The organism is Flavobacterium lotistagni, from assembly GCF_011392125.1.
GTDB lineage: Bacteria > Bacteroidota > Bacteroidia > Flavobacteriales > Flavobacteriaceae > Flavobacterium > Flavobacterium lotistagni.
This window is the reverse complement of sequence record NZ_JAAJBU010000003.1, coordinates 138,540-163,830: the sequence shown is the minus strand read 5'-3', so window position 1 is coordinate 163,830 and position 25,291 is coordinate 138,540. Positions and strand designations below refer to the sequence as shown.

Here is a 25,291-nt window from a genome sequence, read left to right as displayed (position 1 = left end):
ATAAATGAATTCTGTGAAAAATCTGCCTTTTAAAAACGGACTGCAAACTTAGGTTAATTGAATCCAACTGGCAGGCGAAAAACAAGAAAAACACTTTACCTTCTTTAATTTTAACAAGCAGTTGTTTTTGTGTTATTGAAATTCAACGCAATAATACTTCAAAACCAAATGACGATTTTAACCGATGAACCAACGTTCGATTTTGAAGCATGAACGTCGAAAATGAAAGGAGCATCGTTTTTAGAATTTTGCTATTTACAGGTGATCGAGTAAAATCAGGAACTCGTCTTTTTTGCGCACCGACAGCGGAATCGCAGTTTTGTTTTTCATAATGATTTTATTGCCGCCTTCAGATTTGATGAAATGATCAAAATACGCCATGTTGATCAAATGCGATTTGTGCGTTCTGAAAAAATTGTGTGGCGAGAGCATCATATCGTATTCTTTAAGGTTGGTCGACACGATGAGTTGCGGCGCATTGATGAAGTGAAATGTCGTATAGTTTTTATCTGACTCGCAATGTACAATGTCTTGAATGTTTACCGAATATATTTTGTCTGCGGTTTTGAGCACCAGCTTTTGCAGGTTTTTCGGACGTTCAAGATTTGCGAAAAGGTTGCTGAGTTTGAGTTCCAAAACTTCATTGTTTAACGACTGTTCGGCTTTCTGAACTGCTTCAACCAAATCGGTGGCTTTGACCGGTTTGAGCAAATAATCAATAGCTGAGAACCGAAACGCGCGGATGGCAAAATCTTCGTATCCGGTAATAAAAATCACTTTAAAATCAAACGGTTTGAGCTTTTGCAACAAATCAAAACCGTTGCCGTCGGGCATTTCCACATCCAGAAAAACCAAGTCGGGCGCAAGCTGTTTGATGATAGAAACTCCAGATTCTACCGAGTCGGCTTGCCCAATTACGGCTATATTGGGGCAATGATTTTTGAGTAGGGCAATATGGTCTTTTCGGATGGCTTCAATATCATCCACGACTATGGCTCGTAACATACTTTCTAATTTTCGTAAATATAAGGGATTTCAAAACGCACCTTGGCTCCGACTACCTTTTCGTCTTGGTCTTTTAAGTTATCGGCTTGGACAATGAAATCCTGATTTTTGGTGTAGCCAATCAAGCGCTCTTTGGTGATGGTCATCGCAAGTGATTTGTGATTCGAACTGCTTTTGGTGGCGTCAAACCCTTTTCCGTTATCGGTTACCTCGAAGAACAATTTTCCGGCATCCAAGAAAAAATGAATGTCTATTTTTCCGTTTTTTGACACAGCACTCAAACCGTGCTTGATGGCGTTTTCTATAAAAGGCTGCGTCAGCATCGGCGGTAGGAAAACAGATTCCGGATCAATATTGTCTTCTACGCGAATCGTGTAATCAAACTTGTGGTTGTAGAGCAATTGCTGGATGCTCAGATAATTTTCAGTCATCGCCACTTCTTCTTCCAAAGCAATATAATTCTCGTTGGAATTTTCCAGAATTTGCCGCGTGAGTACCGAAAACTGGTCGAGGTATTTCACCGCATCCACGTTCTTGTGATTGTCAATCAGGTTGCGGATGTTTTGTACCGAATTGAATATAAAGTGCGGATTCATTTGCGTGATGAGCAGCTTTTGCTTGATTTGATTTTTCTCCAACGTGGCGATGGATTGCTTCTGACGGCTGTTACGGTAGTAGAAAACGCCGCCCAAGATAAGCAACAACAGTAAGCCAGAGAGCGCAATGAGCCAGTTGTTTTTCTTCTCGGCTTCGAGTTTTAAATTCAACTCTTTCTTTTCATAATTGTATTGGAGCAGTTGTTGGGCCAAGGCATTTTTAGCAGAGAGTATTCTGCTTGAATCAGTCATGGTTTGAATTTGCTTATAAGCATCGAGCGCTTTTTGATAGTTTTGGGTGGCCAGACTCACATCATACAGTAGGCGTACCATCTTTAATTTGAGGTTTATATCTGCGGTTTTGTGGTACATGGCATAGGCTTTATCCGCATACACTTGGGCTAGCGCAACATTTTGTTTTCTGTAATACAACTGACCCAAACCCACCATAGAGGTCAATATAGCCGTATCGTCATTAGCCATTGATAAGGTTTTCATGTCCAAAACCTCTTGAAACAGTTTTTGCGCCAGGTCGTAATGCGCCAAACTCATTTGCGCTGTTGCCTCTTTAGACAAAGCCAAACCCACTATGGTAAAAGCTTCCACTTTGCGCGCTAGCTCAGTAGTTTTTTGACAGTAACTGATGGTTTGGTGGTATTTTTTGAGTTGCCAATAACATTCCGCTATATGGATTAAATCGAGTGCTTTGAGATACAACGTATGATTCACCGGATTCTCTGCGTAGTAAACATCGTTGTAATGAGCCGACTGTTGGCTGTATTGAATGGCCTTAATATATTGCTTTTGCTCTGAATAAACATGCGCCAACATCGAATTGACATAAGCGAGCTGTTGGCTGTTCTTTTGCGGATTTTTCTCAAAATGCTTGAGCGAAGCAAAAATCAGTGGAATCGCCAAATTACTTTTCTTGATTCTGATACAAATCGAGGCCTTGACCAAATAAACCACGTACATTTCGTCATACGACTTAATTTGCCTCAGAACAGCTATGGCTTTGTCGTGATAGGCGAGCGCTTTTTGTTGCTGGTTGCTGTGAAAACACTGCGCGGCCAAATTGCAATAATACGAACTCAACCATTCTGTATATACTTTATGCAGCGACGAATGATTCTTTTTGGAATAATGTTTCAAGACAATTTTCCCAAGCAAATTATTGAGGTAATAATAGTTTTTTTCAGCGTCGGTGTAATACATATCCATCACTTCTCCGATGTAGGCCAAACGCGTAGTATCGTGAAGCTTTGGGTTTTTAAGTACCAATTCAAGCGAATCCGTTCGGCGATCTTGCGCCTGTGAAGTCGAAAATAGGAAAATCAGAAAAAAAAGTAGGATGTAGCTTGGGGCTAGGCGCATAGAAAAAAGTGGTTTAAATTTTCGAGCCCAAAGGTATAGAATAAAAAAAGGATTTTAAGTCCAGAGCTTGCTACTTAAAACAGCTGATCTTGTTATAAGCATGCTTTGTCAGACACTACTTCATCCACTCGGCAATTTTCAACTGCTCTTTCTCTCTGGCTTCACGGTAGGGTTTCCTGAGTCTTTCAGGCATAGCATTAATTCGAGCTTCGATGAGTTTTTGGGTAAGTCTTTGGGCAGTGTCCAGGTATTTTTTCAGTACGTCAGAGGGTTGGAAATAAAAAATATGTTGCCTAGGGTTGCTTGGCAATTCTTTATAAAACACCTTCGAGCAAGCCAATTGTTTCAACAGGCGGTAAACATAGTCGTGCTTTGGAGAATTGGCCAGTTGGATTTGATAACAATCGTTGTTGATTTTCTCTCCATTACGCAAATACACCCCAAGTATAAACGAGAATTTCTTTTGCTGCTGATTAATCAAACTCTCGTCAATAGCATCACCACTATAGAGCGAATCCATTTTTCGGGACAGCTTCTCAGAAATGAATGCGCTTCTCTCCACGGCAAACTGCAACTTGAACTCTTTTTGTGCCAAACTGTCTACAAAGGCCATGAGCGGTTTTTCATAATCGTAATAGCGGTCAAATTGGTTCGGACGGGCGCCATAATTGTGTTTAATATAATCATTGAGCGTTCCGAGCAGCAAAAAAGTGGGATTGATTTTTACTGTAGTAGTGTCTCTTTGCGCGGCCGTAATAGAAACTCCTGAACCTTGAGCGAAAGCACCACAACCCAATAGAACAAAACAAACGATAAAGGTAAATTTACTAACCATAGTGTGCCAATGAAGTAGTGTCGAAGATAGTCAAATAATGCCTCATCCCCTTTTATTTTTTTTATTCTGCTGAAAATTAACTACTCACACAATTGTTCTTTTATGTTGCCTGAGCCAACAAATGTTAAAAGAGAAAATATTGTTATTTATAATTTGTCTAAATAAAAACAGATTGTATTTTTGCACGAAAATTAATCCATCTCATGACAAAATATTTACTCCCCGCAATTTTTTTGAGCCTGTTTGTTAAAAGTTACGCCCAAACCCCAATTCAGAAAAAAGATTCTATTGTAGTGCTCCATACGGTGAATATCACTGCCAAAGAACAAAGCCCTGAACGCCTGCCAGAGGTGAAAAACAATGTCTTATTTTCGGGCAAAAAAAACGAAGTCATCCAACTCGATAATATCAACGGAAATTTTGCCACCAACAACGCCCGTGAAATTTTCTCCAGAGTGCCCGGAGTTACCGTTTGGGAAAACGAAGGCTCAGGAATTCAGGTTAATATAGCGGTTCGCGGACTCAGCCCCAACCGAAGCTGGGAATTCAATACGCGCCAAAACGGTTATGACATTTCATCGGATGTTTTTGGGTATCCGGAAGCTTACTACAATCCGCCGATGGAAGCGGTAGAAAGCCTTCAGATTGTTCGCGGAGGTGCTTCGCTACAATTCGGGCCTCAGTTTGGCGGCATGCTCAATTATGTTTTGAAAAGAGAGCACACCAAAAAGTTCTCGTTTGAAACCCAAACCACTGTGGGCAGTTACGATATGATAAGTTCCTACAACGCGATTGGCGGGAATTACAAAAAATGGTCGTATTACCTTTATAATGATATACGCAGTGGCAACGGCTGGAGAAAAAACAACCGATACAACGTGCGCAACACCCATGCTTTTGTAGCCTACCGATTCACCGAAAAAACCAAGCTTTCTGCCGAATACACCAACATGGACTACAAAATGCAGCAACCCGGCGGACTCACCGATGCGCAGTTTGAAGACAACCCGCGTCAGTCGCTGAGAGAGCGCAATTGGTTTGGAACGCCTTGGAACGTTTTTGCTTTGCAACTAGACACCCAACTCAGCGATCATTTGACCTGGAACACCAAATTCTTCGGACTCGTGAGCCAGCGCAATAGTGTAGGTTTTACTAGTGCTGCCAATACCCCCGATGCGATTAATCCGGCTACAGATTCCTATGCCAACCGCCGTGTAGACCGCGATCATTATGAGAACTTCGGCCTCGAAACTCGCAGTATTTACAAGTTCAACTTGGGTAAAATAAAAAACAACCTCGCTTTTGGGGTGCGCGCTTACCAAGCTAAAACCCAACGCCAACAAGAAGGCAAAGGCACCACAGGCTCTGGTTATGACTTAAGTATTGAAGGGGATTTTGCACGTGATTTAGATTTTAAAACTCAAAACTTGGCTTTCTTTGCCGAGAACCAATTCAAAGTCACCGAAAAACTGAGCATCACCCCGGGCTTGCGCTATGAGAACATCCGCTCAGAAGCCAGTGGTCAGTTTGGGGTGAATGCCGGAAATCCGGTATGGCTTGCACCTACTTCCTTAAAAAGAAGCCAACCCTTATTTGGTCTTGGACTCGAATACAAACTCAGAACCACAAACTTCTACACCAATATTTCGCAGGCCTACCGCCCGGTTTTATTCTCTGATTTGACCCCGCCGGCAGTGACCGATGTCATCGACCCCAATTTAAAAGATGCCGATGGATTTAATGCCGATTTGGGCTACCGCGGCACCTATAAAAAAATCCTCAACTTCGATTTGGGCGTATTTTACCTGAGCTACAACAACCGAATTGGCGGTGTGCGTCAGTTTGTGAACAACGATCCCACACAAGGCACTTACTTGTACCGAACCAACTTAGGAGAAACCATCAGCAAAGGCATCGAGAGTTTTGTCAATGTCAATATTACCGAACTGTTCGGTGTGAAAAAAGCCTACGGTAACCTTGACGCCTTCGCTTCGATGAGTTTTATCGACGCACGTTACACCGATTTTAAAACCTACACCACCAGCGGAACTGCTCCCGACATTTCCATTCAAGAAAGCAACCTTTCAGGCAATCGTGTAGAAAACGCCCCGAGGTACATTCACAGCTTCGGGCTTTCTTGGGGCACTAAAGCTTTCTCAACAACGCTGCAATACCGACTTTCGGGTAAAATTTATACCGATGCCAATAACACAGAGAATCCTTCGGCCAACGGCACCACCGGACTACTTGACGGCTACCGCTTGTTGGATTGGTCGGCCGAATACCAATTCTTGAACTTCTACAACATTAAAGCAGGCATCAACAACCTGAGCAATGAATCCTACGCCACGCGCCGTTCGGGAGGTTATCCCGGCCCGGGAATTCTGCCTGGCGATGCGCGCACCTTTTACCTTTCTTTAGGGATGAAGCTATAATACCTGAGAAAGTAATGACCAACCACCAACGAACCCGGCCTTTGTGTCGGGTTTATTTTTTGGGCAGATTTCCTTTGTCTGGTTAATCAAAGTCTGGGCTGAAGTGTTGCAATTTTTCGGCGCCTATTCATTTTGCAACAAAAGTGTTGCAATTTTTGAGCTTGATTTCAAATTGCAACAACAGTTGTTGCAAATTTCTTTTGACCTGAAAATTGCAACAGTTGGCAACATTCTTGTTCGCGCCAAAAGCAAAAGAAAAACGTCATGAAAAAAAAGGAATCCCTCAGTGCCCTACTCGGATTAAGCCAACAAGACATGGCCTTGCTATTGGGCGTCACCCGAGGCCAGTTCTCGATGTTTGAAATCGGCAAACGCTCGCTACCTACCGCTGCCCTAGGAAAACTAGCCGCAATCCTATCGCACCTCAAAGAGCGGGAAGCCCACGCCAAGAAACATCCGGAGCCCATCAACGAAAAATTGCTCAACGAATGCCTCATGGCCTACGAGCGCGAGAAAGAACTCGAACGCCTGCGTCGGCAACGTCGATTGGAAAAATTAGAACAAAAAAGGGCCGCCGCGCAAAAGCTGCAATGGTTGGCAGACTATCTAAGCCAAGGCAAGACAGCCGATGCGCATGGAGCAAAGCAAATCATCGCTTATAAGGCAAAAAAAGGGTTTAGTGAGAAAGAAGAAAGGGAGTTGTGGGGGTTGAGGGTGAGAGAGAGTGGAGTTTATGATGGGGATGGAAGGTTATCAACTAAATAATTCCATCTATTGAAATAATAATTCCCTTTTTTATATTTACTACCAGAATATGAATTTATCTTTTGACACACAAATTGCAAAGGGTTACCAAAGTAATTCTCAAATTGCCCGTCTCTTAACTGAGCATTGGGTTTTGAATAATTCTTATTGCCCTAGTTGTGGAGACAATCAGCTTGTAGAATTTGAAAACAATAGACCCGTAGCAGATTTTTATTGTAAACAATGTCGCGAGGAATTCGAACTTAAAAGTAAAAGTGGTAAACTAACAAATACTATTTCTGATGGTGCTTACAATACCATGATTGAACGAATCAATTCAGATAACAATCCCAATTTTTTCTTTTTAACTTACACCAAACAATGGCAGGTAGATAACTTCATGATTGTTCCTAAACAATTCTTTACGCCAGAAATTATTATCAAACGTAACCCTTTAAAAGATACCGCTAAAAGAGCGGGTTGGACCGGATGCAACATCGATATTTCAAAAGTAGCTGATAGCGGAAAGGTATTTTTGGTGAAAGAATCTAAAATTATTCAACAAGAAATCGTTAGAGAAACTTATCAGAAAACTCTTTTTTTAAGAGATAAAAGCAAAGAAGCTAAGGGTTGGATATTGGATATTCTAGATTGTGTACAACAAATTAAAAAAGAAAGTTTTACACTAGATGAAATCTATAAATTTGAAGAACAATTAAAATCAAAACACCCTGAAAATCGATTCATAAAAGATAAAATCAGACAACAATTACAAGTATTACGTGACAAAGGACTCATTGATTTTATGGGTCGAGGTAACTACAAAAAAATCATACCATGAAAAAGTTCATTTTTATTTCACCCGAGGGAAACACACTTTCTCCAAATGGACAAGAGTTTGAAAACCTTCAAGTGATTGGAATTGTCGAAAAAGTGAATACTGAAGATGAGGCTTTAAAAATTCTCCTAAAAGAAAATTCATGGATTTTTGACGGTGAATATAACGTTGCCGAATTTATATGCTACGAAATAATTTGATACTAACGTAATCGCAATAGTTTACCAGCAATACCAGAATTTTCAAGAGCCAAAATATTTTCTACTCCATAAGCTATAAAAACACTTGGCGCACCCGGTGTTCCTGCTTGTACTCCGCTAACATGATAGAACTTTATTCTACCTTTAACAAATAAAACTCCATCAGCATCGTTCCAAACATGTTCAAAAAAACACTTTGTTTCGGTTCTAGCAAATATCAAAGCAATACCATTACCGTGTAATTTGAGTTTCTCCATCCATAGCTCCATTCCTTTGCCATAGGGAGGATTCATATAAACCCTACCAAACCATTCTTTAGATAATCCGTCATCTTGAATCGTAAAATAATGCTTTGCGTGGTAAAATGGCGCATTAACTGGACTACATGGGTCTAAATCAAAATCCCCCAACATTTTTACTAACTCAGGAGGAGTCAACCATTCTACTTTGGTTTGTTCGCAACGTTCAAAAGATGTATTCATACAAAATCATTTGGCAGCAAATATTAGATCAATATTTAGATCATACAAATTATAATATGATCATTTTCAACAATTTATAAACACGTTGAAAATTAAAACCGAATTCCTAAACATCAGCAAAAACAGAAAACTTGAAATAGAGCAACCCGATTTAGCCGCCGACTACCGAAAAAAAATAAGCGGCTTTAACCACAAAACCGAACTTGAAAACTTCTTGCTCAGTGAACCAAACGGTGAATATAGCTTGGATATATCTTTTGGAAAGAGCAAATGACACATCCCTAACAGGTTTCGATGGTCAAGACAAAACCGCAGCTTTGGAAAAGCTGCTCTATTTTTTTATTTCCAAAATTGCTTACGAAAGCGAGCTTCGGGATTACCTGCGGTGATCCGCAAAAGGGCTCAGTGGTCAAGACAAAACCGCAGCTTTGGAAAAGCTGCTCTATTTTTTTATTTCCAAAATTGCTTACGAAAGCGAGCTTTCGACGCACTTTTGGAAATAAAAAAACCGAAGCTACCCGCTTCGGTTTTTGTCTCGCAGAGAGGAAGGGATTCGAACCCTCGATGCAGTTGCCCACATACAAACTTTCCAGGCTTGCTCCTTCAACCACTCGGACACCTCTCTAGTTTTCGGCTGCAAATAACCGTATTTTTTTTGAGTTTCTGAAATTAAAAAACTTAATTTTTTAGGAAAGTTCGCCGCGCAACGAGGTTTCAAAAATGGTCTTGAAAACACTTGGCGAAACCTCTTGACCCAGTAAGTACATGAGTTTGGTAATGGCTGCTTCGGTGGTGCTGTCTTTTCCAGAGATTACTCCTATTTTTTTTAGACCGGTGCTGGTTTCGTATTGGCCCATGTTCACGCTACCGCCCGCGCATTGGGTGACGTTAACAATGTGCAGTCCGTTTTTGATAGCCTTTTTGAGTGCCGATAAAAACCAGGCTTCACTAGGTGCGTTGCCCGAGCCGTAAGTTTCTAGTACGATGCCTTTGAGGTTCGGGATTTCTAGAATAGCTGTGAGTACGGTTGGGTTAATTCCGGGGAAGATTTTGAGCACAACTACCTGATCGTCGAGTTCTTTGTGGACGATGAGTTTTTTGTGGTGGCGCGGCAGTATCGATTCTGGGTTCACTCTCAGGTGTACGCCCGATTCGGCTAGTGGCGCGTAGTTGGGCGAAGCGAAGGCGTTGAAATGCTCGGCGTTGATTTTGGTGGTGCGGTTGCCCCGGTAGAGCTTGTACTCGAAATAGAGGCAGACTTCGCCAATCACTGGTTTTCCTTTGTGCTGCAACGACGCAATTTGGATGGCGGTAATCAGGTTTTCTTTGGCGTCGGTGCGCAAATCGCCGATGGGCAACTGAGAGCCGGTGAACACTACCGGTTTGGATAAATTCTCTAGCATGAAACTCAGCGCAGAAGCCGAGTAAGACATCGTATCAGAACCGTGCAGTACTACAAAACCATCGAACTTGGCGTAATTTTCTTCGATGATGGTGGCAATTTTCACCCAGAGTTTCGGGCTCATGTTCGAGGAATCAATCGGCTCGGCGAACGAAATGGTCTCGATCTGGCAATCGAGTTGTTGCAGTTCCGGGATTTTTTGCAGCAATTTTTTGAAGTTGAAAGCCTTGAGCGCTCCGGTAGCGAAATCTTTCATCATCCCGATGGTGCCGCCGGTATAAATCAGCAGTATGTTCGGTTTAGTGAGCATTCTGGTATTTCATTTTATTGACCACCGGATTGGCGTACATATTCAAGAAACCTTCGAAAGCCACCGGATTGTCTTGGTCAATCTTGATGTCGAGCCTTCTCTCGAAAAGCATTTTTTCGTTCTCGGTGTATTGGCCGGCATACAGGTTGGTTTTGTGCAGCAAATCGTAGGCGATGTAATTCGTAGGCCAAAGTTTGTAGCTGCTCAGGATAGCATCGTCAATAACTTGCGCCAGCGCTTGAATTTGCTTGTTCGCGTTGTCGTTCTCGGCGGCAATTTGGTCGAGTTCGGTATCGAGGATATCGCCCACATGCATGTGAATGCGTTTCTTTTGGCCCATGATACCGCTGAGCAAAGTCATGAAATCTTCGTTCTTTTCTTTGATGTAGATTTCGTTGTTGGCTTCTGCTAAAAGTTGCGGCATCTTTAGCGCGTCGGTCGGGTCGTATTCGTAGGATATGGAAACCGGAACCACTTTGAGCTTTTTGAAATAGCCCATCAGGTTCTCGTCATCGGCAGCCATGGCCAGCATTTTCAAAACGCCGGTATGTGTGGCATCGTTGCCATCTTTGGTGCGGCCTTCGCGTTGGGCAATCCAGACCGAACGGTTCTCGCGGCGCAAGAGTTGGTGGATGTATTCGGCCATGAGTTTTGAGCTTTGCAAAAGTTCTCTGGGTGGCAAACCGCGTAAGACCAAAAAGTTGCGATTGAGTTTGGAGAGCGTGAGTAAAAAAGATTTCTTGACCAAGTTATCGCCAATGGCCGAAGCAGTCATTACCAAGCCATGTTCGAACAAGGCAGCGTTCAGTAGCGAAGTGTCTAGAATGATATCGCGGTGGTTCGAGATGAACAGATAAGCGGTGTTTTTCTCTAACTTTTCAAAGCCTGAAGTGGTAAAACCGTCTGAGGTTTTTTGCAACACACGCTGCAAGGATTGGTAAATAAAATTGCATTGGAAATCGCGAATCGAATGGGTTTTGAGCAATTGCTCTTTCCAAACCTCTTCGGGCGTATCGGGAAAAGTGAAGCTCATCAGCGCTTTCATCATCGGGTGGTGGATCGAGGAACGGATTCCTTGATTGACCTCAGCGTCATAAAACGGGCGAATCGCATCAAATTTCTGCATTGTAATGATTCTTTTAAGTAGCGCAAATGAACGAAATTAATTGAGAACTTCGGCTACTTTTTGTATTAAATGCCAAAAACCTGCCTAGAATTTTCGGTAGTGATGCGGGCGATTTCTGCTGTAGGTATTTGATAAATTTCTGCCAGTTTGTTGGCTACACCAAGCAAATAACCACTTTCGTTTCGTTGGCCGCGATAAGGGTTTGGAGCCAAGTAAGGCGAATCAGTTTCGAGCACAATATGACGTAAATCGATTTGGTGCAAAAACTGGTCAATCTTGCCATTTTTAAACGTGACCACACCGCCGATGCCGAGTTTCATATTCAAGGAAATCGCTTTTAAAGCTTGCTCATAAGTGCCGGTAAAACAATGGAAAATACCGAAAAGTTCTGGCGATTGCTCGGCTTGGAGTACCTCGAAAATTTCGTCGAAAGCTTCGCGGCAATGGATGATGATGGGCAGTTTGTATTGCTTGGCCAACCGGATTTGGTGGCGAAAGGCTTGTTGTTGTTCACGCAAGTGCGTTTTGTCCCAATACAAATCAATGCCGATTTCACCGATGGCGTAGAATTTTCTTTTAGACAATTCCTGCTCTACGTGCTGTAGTTCTTCTTGGTAGTTGTCTTTAACGTAGGTCGGATGCAAACCCATCATCAGAAAAACGTTGTCCGGATAATTTTTTTCCAACTCATACATTGAAGCAGTACAACTAGAATCGATGGCGGGAACAAAAAAGCGGCTCACTCCGGCGGCTATGGCGCGTTGCATCATGGCGTTGCGGTCGGTGTCAAACTCATCACTATATAGGTGCGTGTGGGTATCGGTAAGAATCATAACCTGTTTTTGATTTGACCGCAAAAGTACAACTTTAACCGATTGCCCTAGCCCTGATGGAAGCGGTTATCCTTTTGTTCTGGGGTTCAGAACAAAAGATAGTAGCGCACAGCAGGTTCCCGGCTCCTGAAGAACAAAATAAATAATTCGAGCCGTTTGACAAAACTTTACGACCTTAGCGGCTTTGCCAGAAAAATGAAAGACCTGCACGAAATCCTGAAAAAAGGGAAATACAAAAAAATCGGTTTCAAAGTGACCAAAACGCAGCACTTGCTCCTCAAGGCGCGTATTAATGGCGTTCGTGGGAATTTTATTCTCGATACCGGTGCAAGCAACTCCTGTGTGGGTTTTGAAGGCATTGAATTGTTTGCCCTGACGGCTTCAAAATCAGCTACCAAAGCAGCAGGCGCAGGTGCTACAGGCATGTTTACCCAACTGGCCAAAGACAACGAGCTTCAAATCGGGCGGTGGAAATGCAGCGGATTTCATTTGGTGGTGTTCGACCTTTCGCATGTGAATGAAGCCCTGAGGCAACACAAGGCCAAACCGGTGCAAGGCATTATCGGAGCCGATATTCTGTTGCAAGGCAAAGGCATTATTGATTATTACAACCACTGTTTGTATTTGAAATAATCGAATTCTAAGTCAGGCGCGGCAAATTCTAAATCACCACCCTGAAGTTGAGGCTTTTATTGTTACATTTGAGGTTCTAAACTGAAATCTCATGAAAAACAATTACACGCTTTTAGGATTTTTATTGTTGTTTGTGCTGTTGAGCCCAGCGGCTTTTTCACAAATTGTAGCCAACCCAGACTATGGCACCACCATTAACAGCAATGGTACTAGCGTAGTTATTCAAGACCTTTTAGGCAATGATAGCTTGAACGGTTTTCCGGTAACGCTTTCCCAAGTAAGTATTTCCCAAGTATCGGGCACTACCAGTTATTTCTCGATTAACCCGACCAGTGGTGCTTTGATTTTCAACGGACCGGCGCCTCAAGGCAGTTATTATTTGGGATACGAGATTTGCGAGACCAGCAACTTGAGTAATTGTGCCCAAGCCGATGTTTTTGTGAGTGTGGTGCCCAATCAAATCCGCACCGTGAGCGATTATGCCAACACGCCGAACAGCACAACTCCTGTGGTAGTCATTCAGGATATTTTAGCCAACGACACGATGAACAACTTGCCTATTACCCTGAATCAGGTATCAATATCCCAGGTTTCTTCGACCAATAATTATTTGTCGATTTCAAATGGCTCGGTGATTTTCTCTAACGGACCCGCGCCCTCGGGAACTTATACCATCAATTACGCGGTATGTGAAAACGCCCAACCCAACAACTGTACACCGGGCATGGCCGTGGTGAGTATTGGCTGCAGCGTCAACACGCCTATCGCTACCGTGACGCAACCGAGCTGCTTTAGCGGTTTGGGCAGCATTCAATTCTCGGGAATGCCCGCCGTGGGCACCTGGAGTTTGTATAGCAACGACACGGTAATCCGAACCAGTAGTGGCGTAACGACCAATATTACCGGTTTGGCACCCGGGGAATATACTTTCTCAGTGGTGAACAGCAGCGGTTGTTATTCAGCACCCATAATGATTCGAATAGGCTACTTGAGTGCGGCGCTCACCGGAACTTATGTAGATTACAACGGCGACGGAATAGCCAATGTGGGCGATGTTATTAATTATGATATTACAGTGAGTAACCTCAGCAGTTGTGGTTTGACCGATGTGGTAGCCAGCAGCACAGGCCTTAATGTAACGGGCAATCCTATTTCGTTGGCCGCCGGTGCAGCAGATACGACAACCTTTAGTGCTACTTATCCGTTGACGCAGAATGATATCAACAACGGTTTTGTGTATAAATCAATAACAGCAACCGGAACTGGTGGCGGAAGTGTGGGCACAGTAAGTGCTTCGGCCGCTACTACTACGGCATTAAATACTGCCGATGGTATAAAACTAGTGGCTTTCTTAGATGCCAACTCCAACGGTATTAAAGACGCTTCGGAACAAAACTTTACTTTGGGTGAGTTCCATTACGAAATCAATGCTAGCGGTAATGTAAACCACGTCGCTTCCAACGCAGACTACTATTTATACGAAAGCAATCCGGCTACTTCTTACAGTTTGAGTTATACTGTAAATAGTAATATTGCGGCGCAGTATACTGTAAGTCCGGCCAGTTATAACAACGTAACGGTTCCGGCAGGTTCGGGCATTACGACCTACAATTTTGCGGTAACTCAAATTCCGTTTAAAGATTTAGAGATTTTCATCTATCCTTATGGTGTTTCGCCAAGACCTGGTTTCACTTACTACAACCAAGTAATTTATCGCAATGCGGGTAATGTGGCTATTCCATCGGGAACCATTAGTTTTACCAAAGACAATTTGCTCAGCATTCTTTCAGTTTCTCAATCAGGTGTTGCAGCCAATGCTACTGGTTTTACTTTCAACTTTGCGAATCTGGCTCCGAATGAAACCAGGAGTTTTATTATCAATATGCAAGTACCGACCATCCCGACGGTGCAATTGGGGAATTTGCTGACCAACAGTGCTTCGATCACGATTCCGAATGGCGACATCAACCCCGATAACAACCAAAGCAGCTACTCACAGGTGATTATTGGTTCCTACGATCCTAATGACAAGAGCGAAAGCCATGGAGGCAAAGTGCTTCATTCGGGTTTCACCGCCAACGATTATCTGACCTACACCATCCGATTCGAAAATACCGGAACCGCCGAGGCCATCAATATTCGCGTGAATGATGTACTAGACAGCCAACTGGATGAAACCAGCGTGAGAATGGTCAAGTCTAGTCATCCGTATATTTTGGAAAGAATGGGCGCTAGCTTGACCTGGAAATTCAACGGAATTTTATTGCCGCCATCGGTAGAAGGAACCAACATTGGTCATGGTTATATTGTGTTTCAAGTGAAGCCAAAACCCGGGTTTGCTATAGGTGATATAATTCCGAACACGGCTGATATTTTCTTCGATTTCAATCCGGCCATCGTAACCAATACCTGGACTACTGAGTTTGTGCCTTTCTTGGGCAATACTGTGTTCGAGAACGGAAGTTTGAAATATTATCCGAATCCGGTGGTACACCAATTACACTTGAGTCATGATAGCGTGATTGATTCTGCAGCAGTAACCTCAGTGTTAGGACAAGTGCTTTTCACAAAAGAAATTCACGCCAAAGAAGCGGATTTAGATTTGACAGACTTGGCTAAGGGAATTTATTTTATATCTTTAAAATCTGAAAATCAGTACAAAACGATTAAAATCACGAAAGAATAACGCATGAAAAAAGTATTTTTAATGGCCTTGGCGCTTATCGGACTTCTAGGCCAAGCACAGAATCAGCCGTTGATAAATTATTGCGGCAATATGATATTCGATTTATCGCAAGCCAGTACGCAATTCGTCGGTAATCAAAACCCAGCCGATTTCAATATTAGCTATCACCTCACCCAATCAGACGCCGCTACTAATAGTAATGCGATTGAAAATATTACTACTTATTCGGTCACTTCCAGCCAGCAGCTTCTTTTTGTTCGAGTGGAAAACACAGTCAATTCAAACTTGACTATTTTTCCGTTGCAATTGATTGTCAATCCGAATCTGGAAGTAACACTCTCGGCGGTACTCAACACCCCAACTTCTACGGTAAGTGCTATTTTAGTTGGTGGGCAAGCTCCCTACACTTATATCTGGAGTATTAATGGTGGTGCCGCGGTTACCACTACTGAAGCTACTTTTAACTTTACTTCCCCTGTAGGAACCAACACCATTTCGGTTAACGTTACTGATGCCACAGGTTGTACCGGAAGTGCCGTAATTACGGTGACTAACCAACAAACCATTGTGGCCAATGATGATAGCTTCGCCTTCAGCAATCCCGTTGGAATTGAACCTCCGGGTTTGAATCCGGTGCTTTTTAATGACCGCCTCAATGGTTTACCGGCTACTTTGACCAACGTTACGATTACCGTTATTTCTGCTTCTGACCCGAATATCGGAATCGGATTTGAAGGTGGTGTCTATGCCAATCCTCAAACCCCAAGTGGTACGCACACTTTGATTTATCAAATCTGTGAAATCGGCAACCCGAACAATTGCGATACCGCTACGGTAACACTCAACGTTCAATATTGCCGAGCGAATACACCGGTAGTTCAAAGCATTGTTCAACCCTTGTGCGACAGCTCCGAAGGCGGAACGGTTGTACTTACCGGTTTGCCTGATATAGGGCAATGGATGTTAACGGTGCAACAAGGCACCGGAATAACCTATTACAACGGGCAGGGAACTACTTATACCTTAAGCAACTTACAAGCTGGTAACTACAGTGTTATGGTTCGCGGCGAAGATATTCTTTTGAGCAATTGCTACGATTCTTTCCCGGTTGCGTTTGTCATCAACCAAGACAACGGCATTTCTCTCGAGATGCAAGGCACTTACAACGATACCAATGCTAATGGCTTGACTGATTTAGGCGACACCATTGAGTACGGATTTGCAGTAACCAACCATGCTTGCATTGATGCTACAGATGCAAATGTAAGCAGCAATGAAGTCAGTGTGAGTGGAAATCCGTTCACTTTGCCGGCCGGCCAAACCAATAACACGGCTTATTCTGGGCTGCACATTCTGACCCAAGAAGACATCAATTCAGGTGTTGTTTTCAAGCGCGCTATGGCTTCGGCAAATTATGGCATTGACAATTATATTGCACGCGATTCAGTATCGGTGAATTTGAATGTTCCGAACGGCATTAAATTCAATGCTTTTCTTGACCACAATTCAAACGGAATTCAAGACAATGCAGAACCTAATTTTACAGCCGTTAGTTTTTACTATTTAATTAATGGCGGTCCGACCCATTTTGTATACAACACTACCGGAATTCATTACCTTTATGACAATAGCAGTACGAACTTTTACAATATCGGTTGTCATTTGTTAACCCAAAGCAGCGGCTGTCAGCAGAACTACACTTTGACCACCGTTGCTTATAACAATATCACCATCGCGCCGGGCTCTGGTTTGGTGACCTATAATTTCCCGATTACAATTGCATCAAATTGCAATGATTTGAGCATTTATATTTATTCTTCGAGTGGTTTGCCCCGACCGGGCTTCGTTTACCAAAACACGATTACTTACCGCAACAACAGCAGCCAAACCATCGCCTCAGGAACAGTAACATTTACCAAAGACGATGCACTGAGTATCATCAGTATCTCCGAAACAGGGACTACGCCAACATCTTCAGGGTTCACTTACGATTTCGCCAATTTGTTACCCAACGAAACCCGATTCATTACTGTAGCGATGCAAGTGCCCACGATTCCAACAATCAGTTTAGGTGATTTGCTGACCAATACCGCGAGTATTTCTCTTTTGCCCAATGAAATCAATGAGTACAACAACAGTTATACTTTGGCTCAAGTGGTTGTAGGTTCTTATGACCCCAATGACAAAACCGAAGCGCACGGCGGAAAAATTGTACATTCCGGTTTCACCGCCAACGATTACTTAACTTACACGATTCGTTTTGAGAATACCGGAACCGCTGAAGCCATCAATGTAAAAGTGGATGACGTGCTCGATGCCCAACTTGATGAAACTTCCGTTCAGATGATTAAAGCGAGCCACAATTACGTTTTGGATCGTGTGGGAAGTTCGCTAAGCTGGCGATTTGATGGAATTGGTTTACCTCCGTCGGTAGAAGGCGACGATGTTACAGGCCACGGTTATATTGTGTTTCAAGTAAAGCCCAAACCCGGCTTTGTCATCGGCGATGTGATTCCGAACTCGGCCGATATCTATTTCGATTTCAATCCGGCGATTGTCACCAACACTTGTACGACTGAGTTTGTGCCTTTCTTGGGTATCGATGCTTTCGAGAATGGAAGTTTTGATTGTTATCCGAACCCGACATCATCGGTGGTGACTTTTAGTTCGAAAGCAGCACCAATTGAAAGCCTTGAAATCACTGATGTTTCGGGAAAGACTTTAATCTCAAAGAGCATTCAAAACTCAGAAGCAACCATTGATCTATCGAATTTAAACCCCGGAATTTACTTTGCTAAACTCCGCTCAGGCACACAAGAGAAAACGGTCAAACTGATTCGGAAATAAATCCCAAAAGCATCCATTGAATCCCATCTGTTTATAATAGATGGGATTTTTTGTAGAGAACAGCCTGAAGAACCAGCAATTAAACGGATGTTATTTTTTTGAAAAGCATCAGGTTTTACTGTTAACGACATTGGTATAATTCGAATTAATTTCTATTTTTGGCGCTGAAATTCAATCATTGATAACCCGATAAATAGCTGAACTATGCGTTTAAGAATTACATTGACTTTATTGTTTGTTTCTTTTTTATCATTCGGACAACAATCCGTTGGGCATTTGACCATTTTCTCTGAAGACGGTGATAAATTTTTCCTGATCTTGAACGGAGAAAAAATCAACGACACACCCCAAACCAATCTTCGAGTGGAAGATTTGAACCAACCCTACTACAACGCCAAAGTTATTTTTGCCGACGCAGGCTTAGAAGCCGTCTCTAAAAACAATTTAATGTTGACAGATGTGGATGGTGTTTTCTCTGATGTAACCTACAAAATCAAAAGAGATAAAAACAAAGCAGGTAAAATGAAAATGAATTATTTCTCTTCGATTCCGGTGACCCCGAATTTTGTTCCAGCTTCTAATGTACACGTTATTCACTACGGACAACCTGTTCAGCAAGTCGTGGTGCAGCAACCTCAAACTACCGGAACCGTTCACCAAACCACGACAACCACCACCACTTCAGGAACTGGAACTGGCGTTAATGCAGGAATTAACGTGAACGGTGTAGGGGTGGGTATCAACCTAAACATCAACGATGGTATGGCCGGCACGGTAACGCAAACTACCACGACAACGACTTCCTCATCATCGTCATCGAGTCATACCAATCACAGCGAGCCAGAACCTGTAAGCTGCAGAGGCAAAATGGCCATGAGCGGCGCCAACTTTTCAAAGGCATTGGAAACTCTGAAAAACCAAGGCTTTGATGATTCTCGTTTAAAAACCGCCAAGCAAATCTCGCAGTCAAATTGTTTGTCTACCCAACAGATTACTGAAATTTGCAACACTTTCGGCTTTGAAGAAAACAAGTTGGCATTCGCAAAATTCGCCTATGATGGCTGTACCGATCCGAAAAACTATTACAACATCAACAACATCTTTGCCTTTTCATCAAGTTCAGATGAGTTAAATGATTACGTTTCAAGCCGTCAATAAGATTAAGGTTTGAGTAATATATTACTGTATTAAAAAATCCCGCCTTAAGCAAGACGGGATTTTTTTTATTTCTTAAACGAAAAATAAGCAATCACTGCGCTGGCGAGCATCATGAGCCCGCCCAAGATAAACGGTGCTCCAGGAAACTGAACCGGCGCTTGATCGTGTGTGAAGTAATAAAATATCGTCGACATCATCGGCGGTCCGACAATCGCAGAAGCACTCATCAAACTCGTGAGCGTTCCCTGAATTTCACCTTGTTCGGTTGGCGGCACATCGCCTGAAATGACTGCCTGTAAAGCCGGACCGGCAATTCCGCCCAAACAATACGGCACCAGAAACGCAAACATCATCCAGCTCTGAGTGGCAAACGCAAACAAGAACATTCCAATCGCGTAAAGGGCAAAACCAACATAAATGCTCTTCTCATTGCCCAATTTCGGATTCACCCAACGAATCAATCCGCCTTGTACTATCGCCACTAAAACCCCGATCACACCCAACGAAATCCCGACCATGGTTTCATCCCAATTTAATTTATACATCGTGTAGTAACTCCAGTTTCCCTGCACAGCATGCGAGGCGACATACAAAATAAAAATCGCTGAAATGAGCCCAATGACTTGCGGATATTTTCTCAAATTCAACAAGGCGCCCACAGGATTAGCACGCCTCCAATCGAATTCCCGTCGGTTGCTTTTATCGAGCGATTCGGGCAAAATAAACAGGCCGTAAATAAAGTTCAGCATACACAAAACGGCCGCAGCATAAAACGGAACGCGCGAACCATACTGCCCTAGCAAACCGCCAATAACCGGCCCAATGATAAACCCAAGCCCAAAAGCCGCCCCGACCATCCCGAAATTTTTGGCGCGGTTCTCCGGTGTGCTCACATCGGCAATATAAGCAGAGGCTGTAGTAATGCTGGCTCCGGTTACTCCGGCAATGATTCTCCCGACAAACAACCAACCAATGGTAGGCGCCATTGATAGGAACAAATAATCAATCGAAAAGCCGAACAACGAAATTAATATCACGGGCCGTCTTCCAAACTTGTCGCTCAAATTTCCAATCAGCGGCGCGCAAACAAACTGCGTGATGGCATAGGCAAAGGTAAGCCAACCGCCAATTTTAGCGGCTTCACTGATATCGCCATGAATCAGTTCTTCAATCAGTTTTGGAATTACCGGAATAATAATGCCCCAACCGGTAATGTCGATGAGCATCGTAATAAAAATAAATCCAATCGCGGCTTGCTTCTGGTTCTTTCTCATGGTAAAAAGTAGTTTGATTGTTCTTGGGGCGTGCCCCTGCGGGTCAGGCTGTACGCAGTACACGGTACTTGCTCCCATCCTTCACGCGAACTCCGTAAAACCACCACTGTAGTTTTTAGGGTTGTACTCCGTGCGTCACAAATAAACAAAAAATCCCGTCAGTACAAACCAACGGGATTTTGAAATTATTGCGATACTAATGATCATTTCAAATACTGATCATCATCAATCCGAAACCAATTAAAATCTGTGCTAATCTGTGTAATCTGTGTTTGTTTACAATTCCAACGCTTTTTTCGCATCACCGTTCATCAGCAATTCGAGCGGATTTTCAAGGGCTTCTTTCACTGCTACCAAGAAACCAACCGATTCGCGTCCGTCAATGATGCGGTGGTCGTATGACAAAGCCACGTACATCATCGGGTGAATTTCGACTTGGCCATTTACGGCAATCGGGCGTTCGATGATGTTGTGCATGCCCAAAATACCTGATTGCGGTGGGTTGATGATTGGCGTTGAAAGCATACTTCCGAAAACCCCACCGTTGGAAATGGTGAAAGTTCCTCCGGTCATGTCGTCAACAGTGATTTGCCCATCGCGTGCGCGGATGGCCAAACGTTTAATCTCGGCTTCTACGCCGCGGAAAGTTAAGTTCTCTGCATTTCTGACCACCGGTACCATTAAACCTTTCGGGCCAGATACCGCCACGGAAATGTCACAGAAATCGTAAGAGATTTTCTGGTCGCCATCAATCATTGAGTTTACGTCCGGATACAACTGCAAAGCCCGCGTAACCGCTTTAGTGAAGAACGACATATAACCCAAACTCAAGCCGCCGTGTTTGGCCTTGAAGGCATCTTTATATTCGTTGCGGATGATGTTGATTGGTGTCATGTTGACTTCGTTGAAAGTCGTGAGCATCGCCGTTTCGTTTTTCGCCGCTACGAGTCTTTCGGCTACTTTTCTGCGCAACATCGAAAGTTTGGTACTGCTGGAAGAACGGTTGCCTCCGGTTGGTGTTCCCATTGACGCTACGGCGTTGGCATTCATCGCATCTTCTTTGGTAATGCGACCGCCTTTTCCGGTTCCTACGACATCTATAGGTTGGATATTTTTCTCATCTAATATTTTTCTAGCGGCTGGCGAAGGTGTGTTCGCTGCATAAGAAGCTGGTGCCGGTGCTGCCTTTGGGGCTTCCGCTTTTGGGGCTTCCGCTTTTGGAGCTGCTGCTACTGCTTTCGGAGCTTCGGCTGCTGGTGCCGCTGCTGAGGGTTTTGCCGCGCTGGTATCAATCAGGCAAACTACTGCGCCCACGGCTACAGCATCGCCTTCTTCGGCTTTTAGGGTAATGATTCCGCTGGCTTCGGCTGGCAATTCTAAAGTGGCTTTGTCTGAATCTACCTCAGCAATGGCTTGGTCTTTTTCTACATAGTCGCCGTCTTTTACCAGCCAGGTTGCGATTTCAACTTCTTTGATGGATTCTCCCGGAGAAGGGACTTTCATTTCTAAAATCATGGTAGTATATTTTAGTTTATTGTTTTCTTTGGTTATCGTTTCGAGCACTGAAGCTCCGGTTTAAACTATTCTTATGGGTTTCCCGGATGCCCTAGCCCCGATGGGAGCAAGCTACCGTGTAGCGCGGACAGCGGGAAACAGCTCCTAACGAAATAAATTCTTGTCGAACACCATCCGGATGGCATCGGCGTGGCGTCTTCTGTCGCGCGTGTGGCTACCTGCTGCCGGTGCTGCATAGGCTTTAAGCGATGCCAATCGCCATGGCACCAAATCGAAATTCATGAGCATGAAACTGTAAGCGCCCATGTTTTTCGGCTCTTCTTGCGCCCAAACGTAGTCGTCGGCGTTCGGATAACTTTTGATAACGGCTTGCAATTGCTCCACTGGCAACGGGAACAACTGTTCGATACGCACCAAAGCCACATCATCGCGCTTGAGGTTTTCTCTTTCTGCCTTGATGTCGTAATAGAATTTTCCGGTGCAGAACACGACCGTTTTTACTTTTTTCTTATCAACCGTGTTGTCGTCAATCACTTCTTGGAAGCTGCCGTTGTAGAGTTCTTCGCGTGTGGAAACGCAATCCGGATGGCGCAGCAAACTCTTTGGAGAAAATACCACAAGCGGCTTGCGGAACTTGGTTTTCATCTGACGTCGCAACAGGTGGAAGAAATTAGCCGGTGTGGTACAATCAGCTACGTACATATTGTGGCGGGCACAAAGTTGCAGGTAACGCTCCATACGCGCTGAAGAATGCTCTGCACCTTGGCCTTCGTAACCATGTGGCAATAGCAGCACAATTCCGTTTTGGTTGTTCCATTTGTCTTCGCCACAGGAAATATACTGATCGATCATGATTTGCGCGCCGTTGGAGAAATCCCCAAACTGGGCTTCCCAAATCGTGAGGGCATTCGGATTGGTTAAGGCATAGCCGTAATCAAAACCTAAAACGCCATATTCAGAAAGGAAGGAGTTGAAAATATTGAACTTCCCTTTTTTGTCTTTCAAGGCGTTAAGCAAAATGACTTCTTCTTCGCTGTCTTCTACTTTAACCACGGCATGACGGTGCGAGAAAGTACCGCGCTCGACATCTTGTCCTGAAATACGCACGTCGTAACCTTCCGTAAGTAAAGAGCCGTAAGCTAAGGTTTCTGCCGTTCCCCAATCGATGGTGTTGTTGTCGTACATCGTTTTGCGGTCGGTGACAATTTTGGTAATCTTACTGATGAATTTCTTATCGGACGGCAAAGTGGAAATGGTTTCGAGAATGCTGTCTAGTTTTTTCTGGTTGAATTTGGTATCGACTTTCTTGAGCATTTCATCGTCTGATACTTGAACAAAGCCTTTCCACTCGTCTTGCAAAAACGGCTTGATGATGGTTTTGTCTTTCTTGCGCGATTCCTGCAAATTCTCATCCAGTTTCGCCTTGTAATCGTTTTCGATTTTGGTCAGATAAGCTGCATCGACAATACCTGCCGTGATGAGCTTTTCAGCGTAAATTTCTCTTGGGTTTTTATGGCGTGCAATGATTTTATACAACACAGGTTGGGTAAAACGCGGTTCGTCGCCTTCGTTGTGCCCGTATTTTCTGTAACCCAACAAATCGATAAAGACGTCGCGACCGAATTCCATACGGAAATCAAGTGCAAACAGCATCGCGTGAACTACGGCTTCAGTATCGTCAGCATTGACGTGAAGTACCGGCGAGAGCGTTACTTTGGCAATATCGGTACAATAAGTTGAGGAACGTGCGTCGAGGTAGTTCGTGGTAAAACCCACTTGGTTGTTGATGACGATATGAATGGTTCCTCCGGTTTTGTAGCCGTCAAGTTGCGCCATTTGGATGATCTCGTATACAATGCCTTGACCGGCCACCGCTGCATCTCCGTGAACGGCAATCGGCAGTACTTTAGAGAAATCGTCTGGGAAATATTTGTCTTGTTTGGCGCGTGTGATGCCTTCGATTACTGCACCAACAGTTTCAAGGTGCGATGGGTTTGGCGCCAAATTGACGTTGATTTTCTTACCCGACTTGGATTGTCGTTCCGAGGTAAGCCCTAAGTGGTATTTCACATCGCCGTCGAAGTATTCTTTGTCGTAGTCTTTTCCGTCGAATTCTGAGAAAATATCCTGAGTGGCTTTGCCGAAGATGTTGGCCAAAGTATTCAAACGGCCACGGTGTGCCATTCCCATGACGAAATGCTCCACACCTTTTTCGGCTGCGGCTTCAATGACAGCATCTAGCGCGGGAATCAAACTTTCGCCACCTTCGAGTGAGAAACGTTTCTGGCCGACATATTTGGTGTGTAGGAAATTCTCGAATGAAACGGCTTCATTGAGCTTTCCTAAAATGTGTTTTTTCTGCTCTGGAGTGAAATCCGGCTGGTTGTCGTTGCGGTTGATGCGCTCTTGCACCCAATTCACAAAAATCGGGTTTTCCATGTGCATGTACTCAATCCCGATATGTTGGCAGTAGATTTTTTGCAAATGCGTCAAGATTTGGCTCAAGGTGGAAGGTTGTTTGCCCAAGATTTTGGCCGCATCAAAAACGGTGTTCAAATCGGCTTGCGAAAGACCAAAATGTTCAATATCTAGATTTGGGAAATACTCACGGCGATCGCGTACCGGATTGGTTTTGGTAAACAAATGCCCGCGCGTGCGGTAGCCATCAATGAGTTTCAGGACGTTGAATTCTTTGAGGATTTTCTCTGACACTTGACCGCTTTGAACGTTGTCTGTGGCGATTTGACCCATTTGAGCCAAGGCTTGTTCTTCGTTGTAAGTGGTCATCCCAAAATCGAAACCTTGGAAAAAACTTCTCCAACTGGGTTCTACGCTGTCTGGGTTTTGGGTATATTGCTCGTATAAATCGGCGAAAAATTGGGTGTGTGCTGCGTTCAAAAAGGAAAACCTATCCATAGCTTTAGTTGATGTCCTGATTTTTAAAAATGTTACGCAAAAGTACAATAAATGCCATACAATTTTAATTATTTTAAATACT

The 25,291-nt window shown here is 43.7% G+C and carries 18 protein-coding genes and 1 tRNA gene; 8 read left to right on the top strand and 11 right to left on the bottom strand.

The window, feature by feature from the left end:
- Positions 1-255: 255 nt before the first annotated feature.
- The 3 genes from G4D82_RS05495 to G4D82_RS05485 form a co-directional block, all read right to left on the bottom strand.
- Positions 256-1,005 carry a LytR/AlgR family response regulator transcription factor gene (locus G4D82_RS05495; RefSeq protein ID WP_166335372.1) on the bottom strand — a complete coding sequence of 250 codons (750 nt, stop codon included), beginning with the start codon at positions 1,003-1,005 and terminating at the stop codon, positions 256-258.
- Between the two features lie 5 nt (positions 1,006-1,010).
- Complete coding sequence (locus G4D82_RS05490; protein ID WP_166335369.1) at positions 1,011-2,975, bottom strand: histidine kinase; 1,965 nt, start codon at positions 2,973-2,975, stop codon at positions 1,011-1,013.
- Positions 2,976-3,090: 115 nt separating this feature from the next.
- Positions 3,091-3,810 (bottom strand): hypothetical protein, encoded by a 720-nt coding sequence (locus G4D82_RS05485; RefSeq protein ID WP_166335367.1) that lies wholly within the window; start codon positions 3,808-3,810, stop codon positions 3,091-3,093.
- Positions 3,811-4,013: 203 nt separating this feature from the next.
- Between G4D82_RS05485 and G4D82_RS05480 the strand changes: the two genes are divergently transcribed.
- From G4D82_RS05480 to G4D82_RS05465, 4 genes are all read left to right on the top strand, one after another.
- Complete coding sequence (locus G4D82_RS05480) at positions 4,014-6,245, top strand: TonB-dependent receptor family protein (protein ID WP_166335365.1); 2,232 nt, start codon at positions 4,014-4,016, stop codon at positions 6,243-6,245.
- Between the two features lie 264 nt (positions 6,246-6,509).
- Positions 6,510-7,010: a helix-turn-helix domain-containing protein gene (locus G4D82_RS05475; RefSeq protein ID WP_166335363.1), complete on the top strand. Its 501-nt coding sequence runs from the start codon at positions 6,510-6,512 to the stop codon at positions 7,008-7,010.
- A gap of 49 nt (positions 7,011-7,059) precedes the next feature.
- Entirely contained in the window at positions 7,060-7,830 is a 771-nt protein-coding gene (locus tag G4D82_RS05470; RefSeq protein ID WP_166335361.1) for a DpnI domain-containing protein, read from the top strand.
- Complete coding sequence (locus tag G4D82_RS05465; RefSeq protein ID WP_166335359.1) at positions 7,827-8,027, top strand: hypothetical protein; 201 nt, start codon at positions 7,827-7,829, stop codon at positions 8,025-8,027. The genes G4D82_RS05470 and G4D82_RS05465 overlap by 4 nt, the downstream gene beginning before the upstream one ends.
- 2 nt (positions 8,028-8,029) lie before the next feature.
- Here G4D82_RS05465 and G4D82_RS05460 read toward each other — a convergent pair whose 3' ends face one another.
- The 5 genes from G4D82_RS05460 to G4D82_RS05440 all read right to left on the bottom strand — a co-directional run bounded on the left by G4D82_RS05460 (position 8,030) and on the right by G4D82_RS05440 (position 12,180).
- Positions 8,030-8,509, bottom strand: coding sequence for a DNA N-6-adenine-methyltransferase (locus tag G4D82_RS05460; protein WP_166335357.1), 480 nt, complete (start codon positions 8,507-8,509; stop codon positions 8,030-8,032).
- A gap of 538 nt (positions 8,510-9,047) precedes the next feature.
- A tRNA-Ser gene (locus G4D82_RS05455) sits at positions 9,048-9,134 on the bottom strand.
- A gap of 61 nt (positions 9,135-9,195) precedes the next feature.
- Positions 9,196-10,221 carry an asparaginase gene (locus G4D82_RS05450; protein ID WP_166335354.1) on the bottom strand — a complete coding sequence of 342 codons (1,026 nt, stop codon included), beginning with the start codon at positions 10,219-10,221 and terminating at the stop codon, positions 9,196-9,198.
- Entirely contained in the window at positions 10,211-11,347 is a 1,137-nt protein-coding gene (locus tag G4D82_RS05445; RefSeq protein WP_166335352.1) for a 1-acyl-sn-glycerol-3-phosphate acyltransferase, read from the bottom strand. Before G4D82_RS05445 ends, G4D82_RS05450 begins: the two co-directional genes overlap by 11 nt.
- Positions 11,348-11,412: 65 nt before the next feature.
- On the bottom strand, positions 11,413-12,180 hold the full coding sequence (locus G4D82_RS05440; RefSeq protein WP_166335350.1) for a TatD family hydrolase: 768 nt from the start codon (positions 12,178-12,180) through the stop codon (positions 11,413-11,415).
- Between the two features lie 195 nt (positions 12,181-12,375).
- Here G4D82_RS05440 and G4D82_RS05435 point away from each other — a divergent pair, with 195 nt between their 5' ends.
- From G4D82_RS05435 to G4D82_RS05420, 4 genes are all read left to right on the top strand, one after another.
- On the top strand, positions 12,376-12,813 hold the full coding sequence (locus G4D82_RS05435) for a retropepsin-like aspartic protease (protein WP_166335348.1): 438 nt from the start codon (positions 12,376-12,378) through the stop codon (positions 12,811-12,813).
- Positions 12,814-12,904: 91 nt separating this feature from the next.
- A complete protein-coding gene (locus G4D82_RS05430) occupies positions 12,905-15,499 on the top strand; it encodes a DUF7619 domain-containing protein (RefSeq protein WP_166335346.1) in 2,595 nt (864 codons plus the stop codon).
- 3 nt (positions 15,500-15,502) lie between these two features.
- On the top strand, positions 15,503-18,346 hold the full coding sequence (locus G4D82_RS05425) for a T9SS type A sorting domain-containing protein (RefSeq protein WP_166335344.1): 2,844 nt from the start codon (positions 15,503-15,505) through the stop codon (positions 18,344-18,346).
- A 204-nt stretch (positions 18,347-18,550) separates the two neighbouring features.
- Complete coding sequence (locus G4D82_RS05420) at positions 18,551-19,504, top strand: DUF4476 domain-containing protein (RefSeq protein WP_166335342.1); 954 nt, start codon at positions 18,551-18,553, stop codon at positions 19,502-19,504.
- Positions 19,505-19,569: 65 nt separating this feature from the next.
- Here the strand turns inward: G4D82_RS05420 and G4D82_RS05415 are convergent, their stop codons facing one another.
- From G4D82_RS05415 to G4D82_RS05405, 3 genes are all read right to left on the bottom strand, one after another.
- Positions 19,570-20,778, bottom strand: a complete 1,209-nt coding sequence (locus tag G4D82_RS05415) for a TCR/Tet family MFS transporter (protein ID WP_166335340.1) — start codon at positions 20,776-20,778, stop codon at positions 19,570-19,572.
- Between the two features lie 276 nt (positions 20,779-21,054).
- Entirely contained in the window at positions 21,055-22,293 is a 1,239-nt protein-coding gene (gene odhB, locus G4D82_RS05410; protein WP_166335611.1) for a 2-oxoglutarate dehydrogenase complex dihydrolipoyllysine-residue succinyltransferase, read from the bottom strand.
- A gap of 144 nt (positions 22,294-22,437) precedes the next feature.
- The gene (locus G4D82_RS05405) at positions 22,438-25,209 is read right to left on the bottom strand and encodes a 2-oxoglutarate dehydrogenase E1 component (RefSeq protein ID WP_166335338.1); all 2,772 of its coding nucleotides are present in this window, start codon (positions 25,207-25,209) and stop codon (positions 22,438-22,440) included.
- Positions 25,210-25,291: the final 82 nt, after the last annotated feature.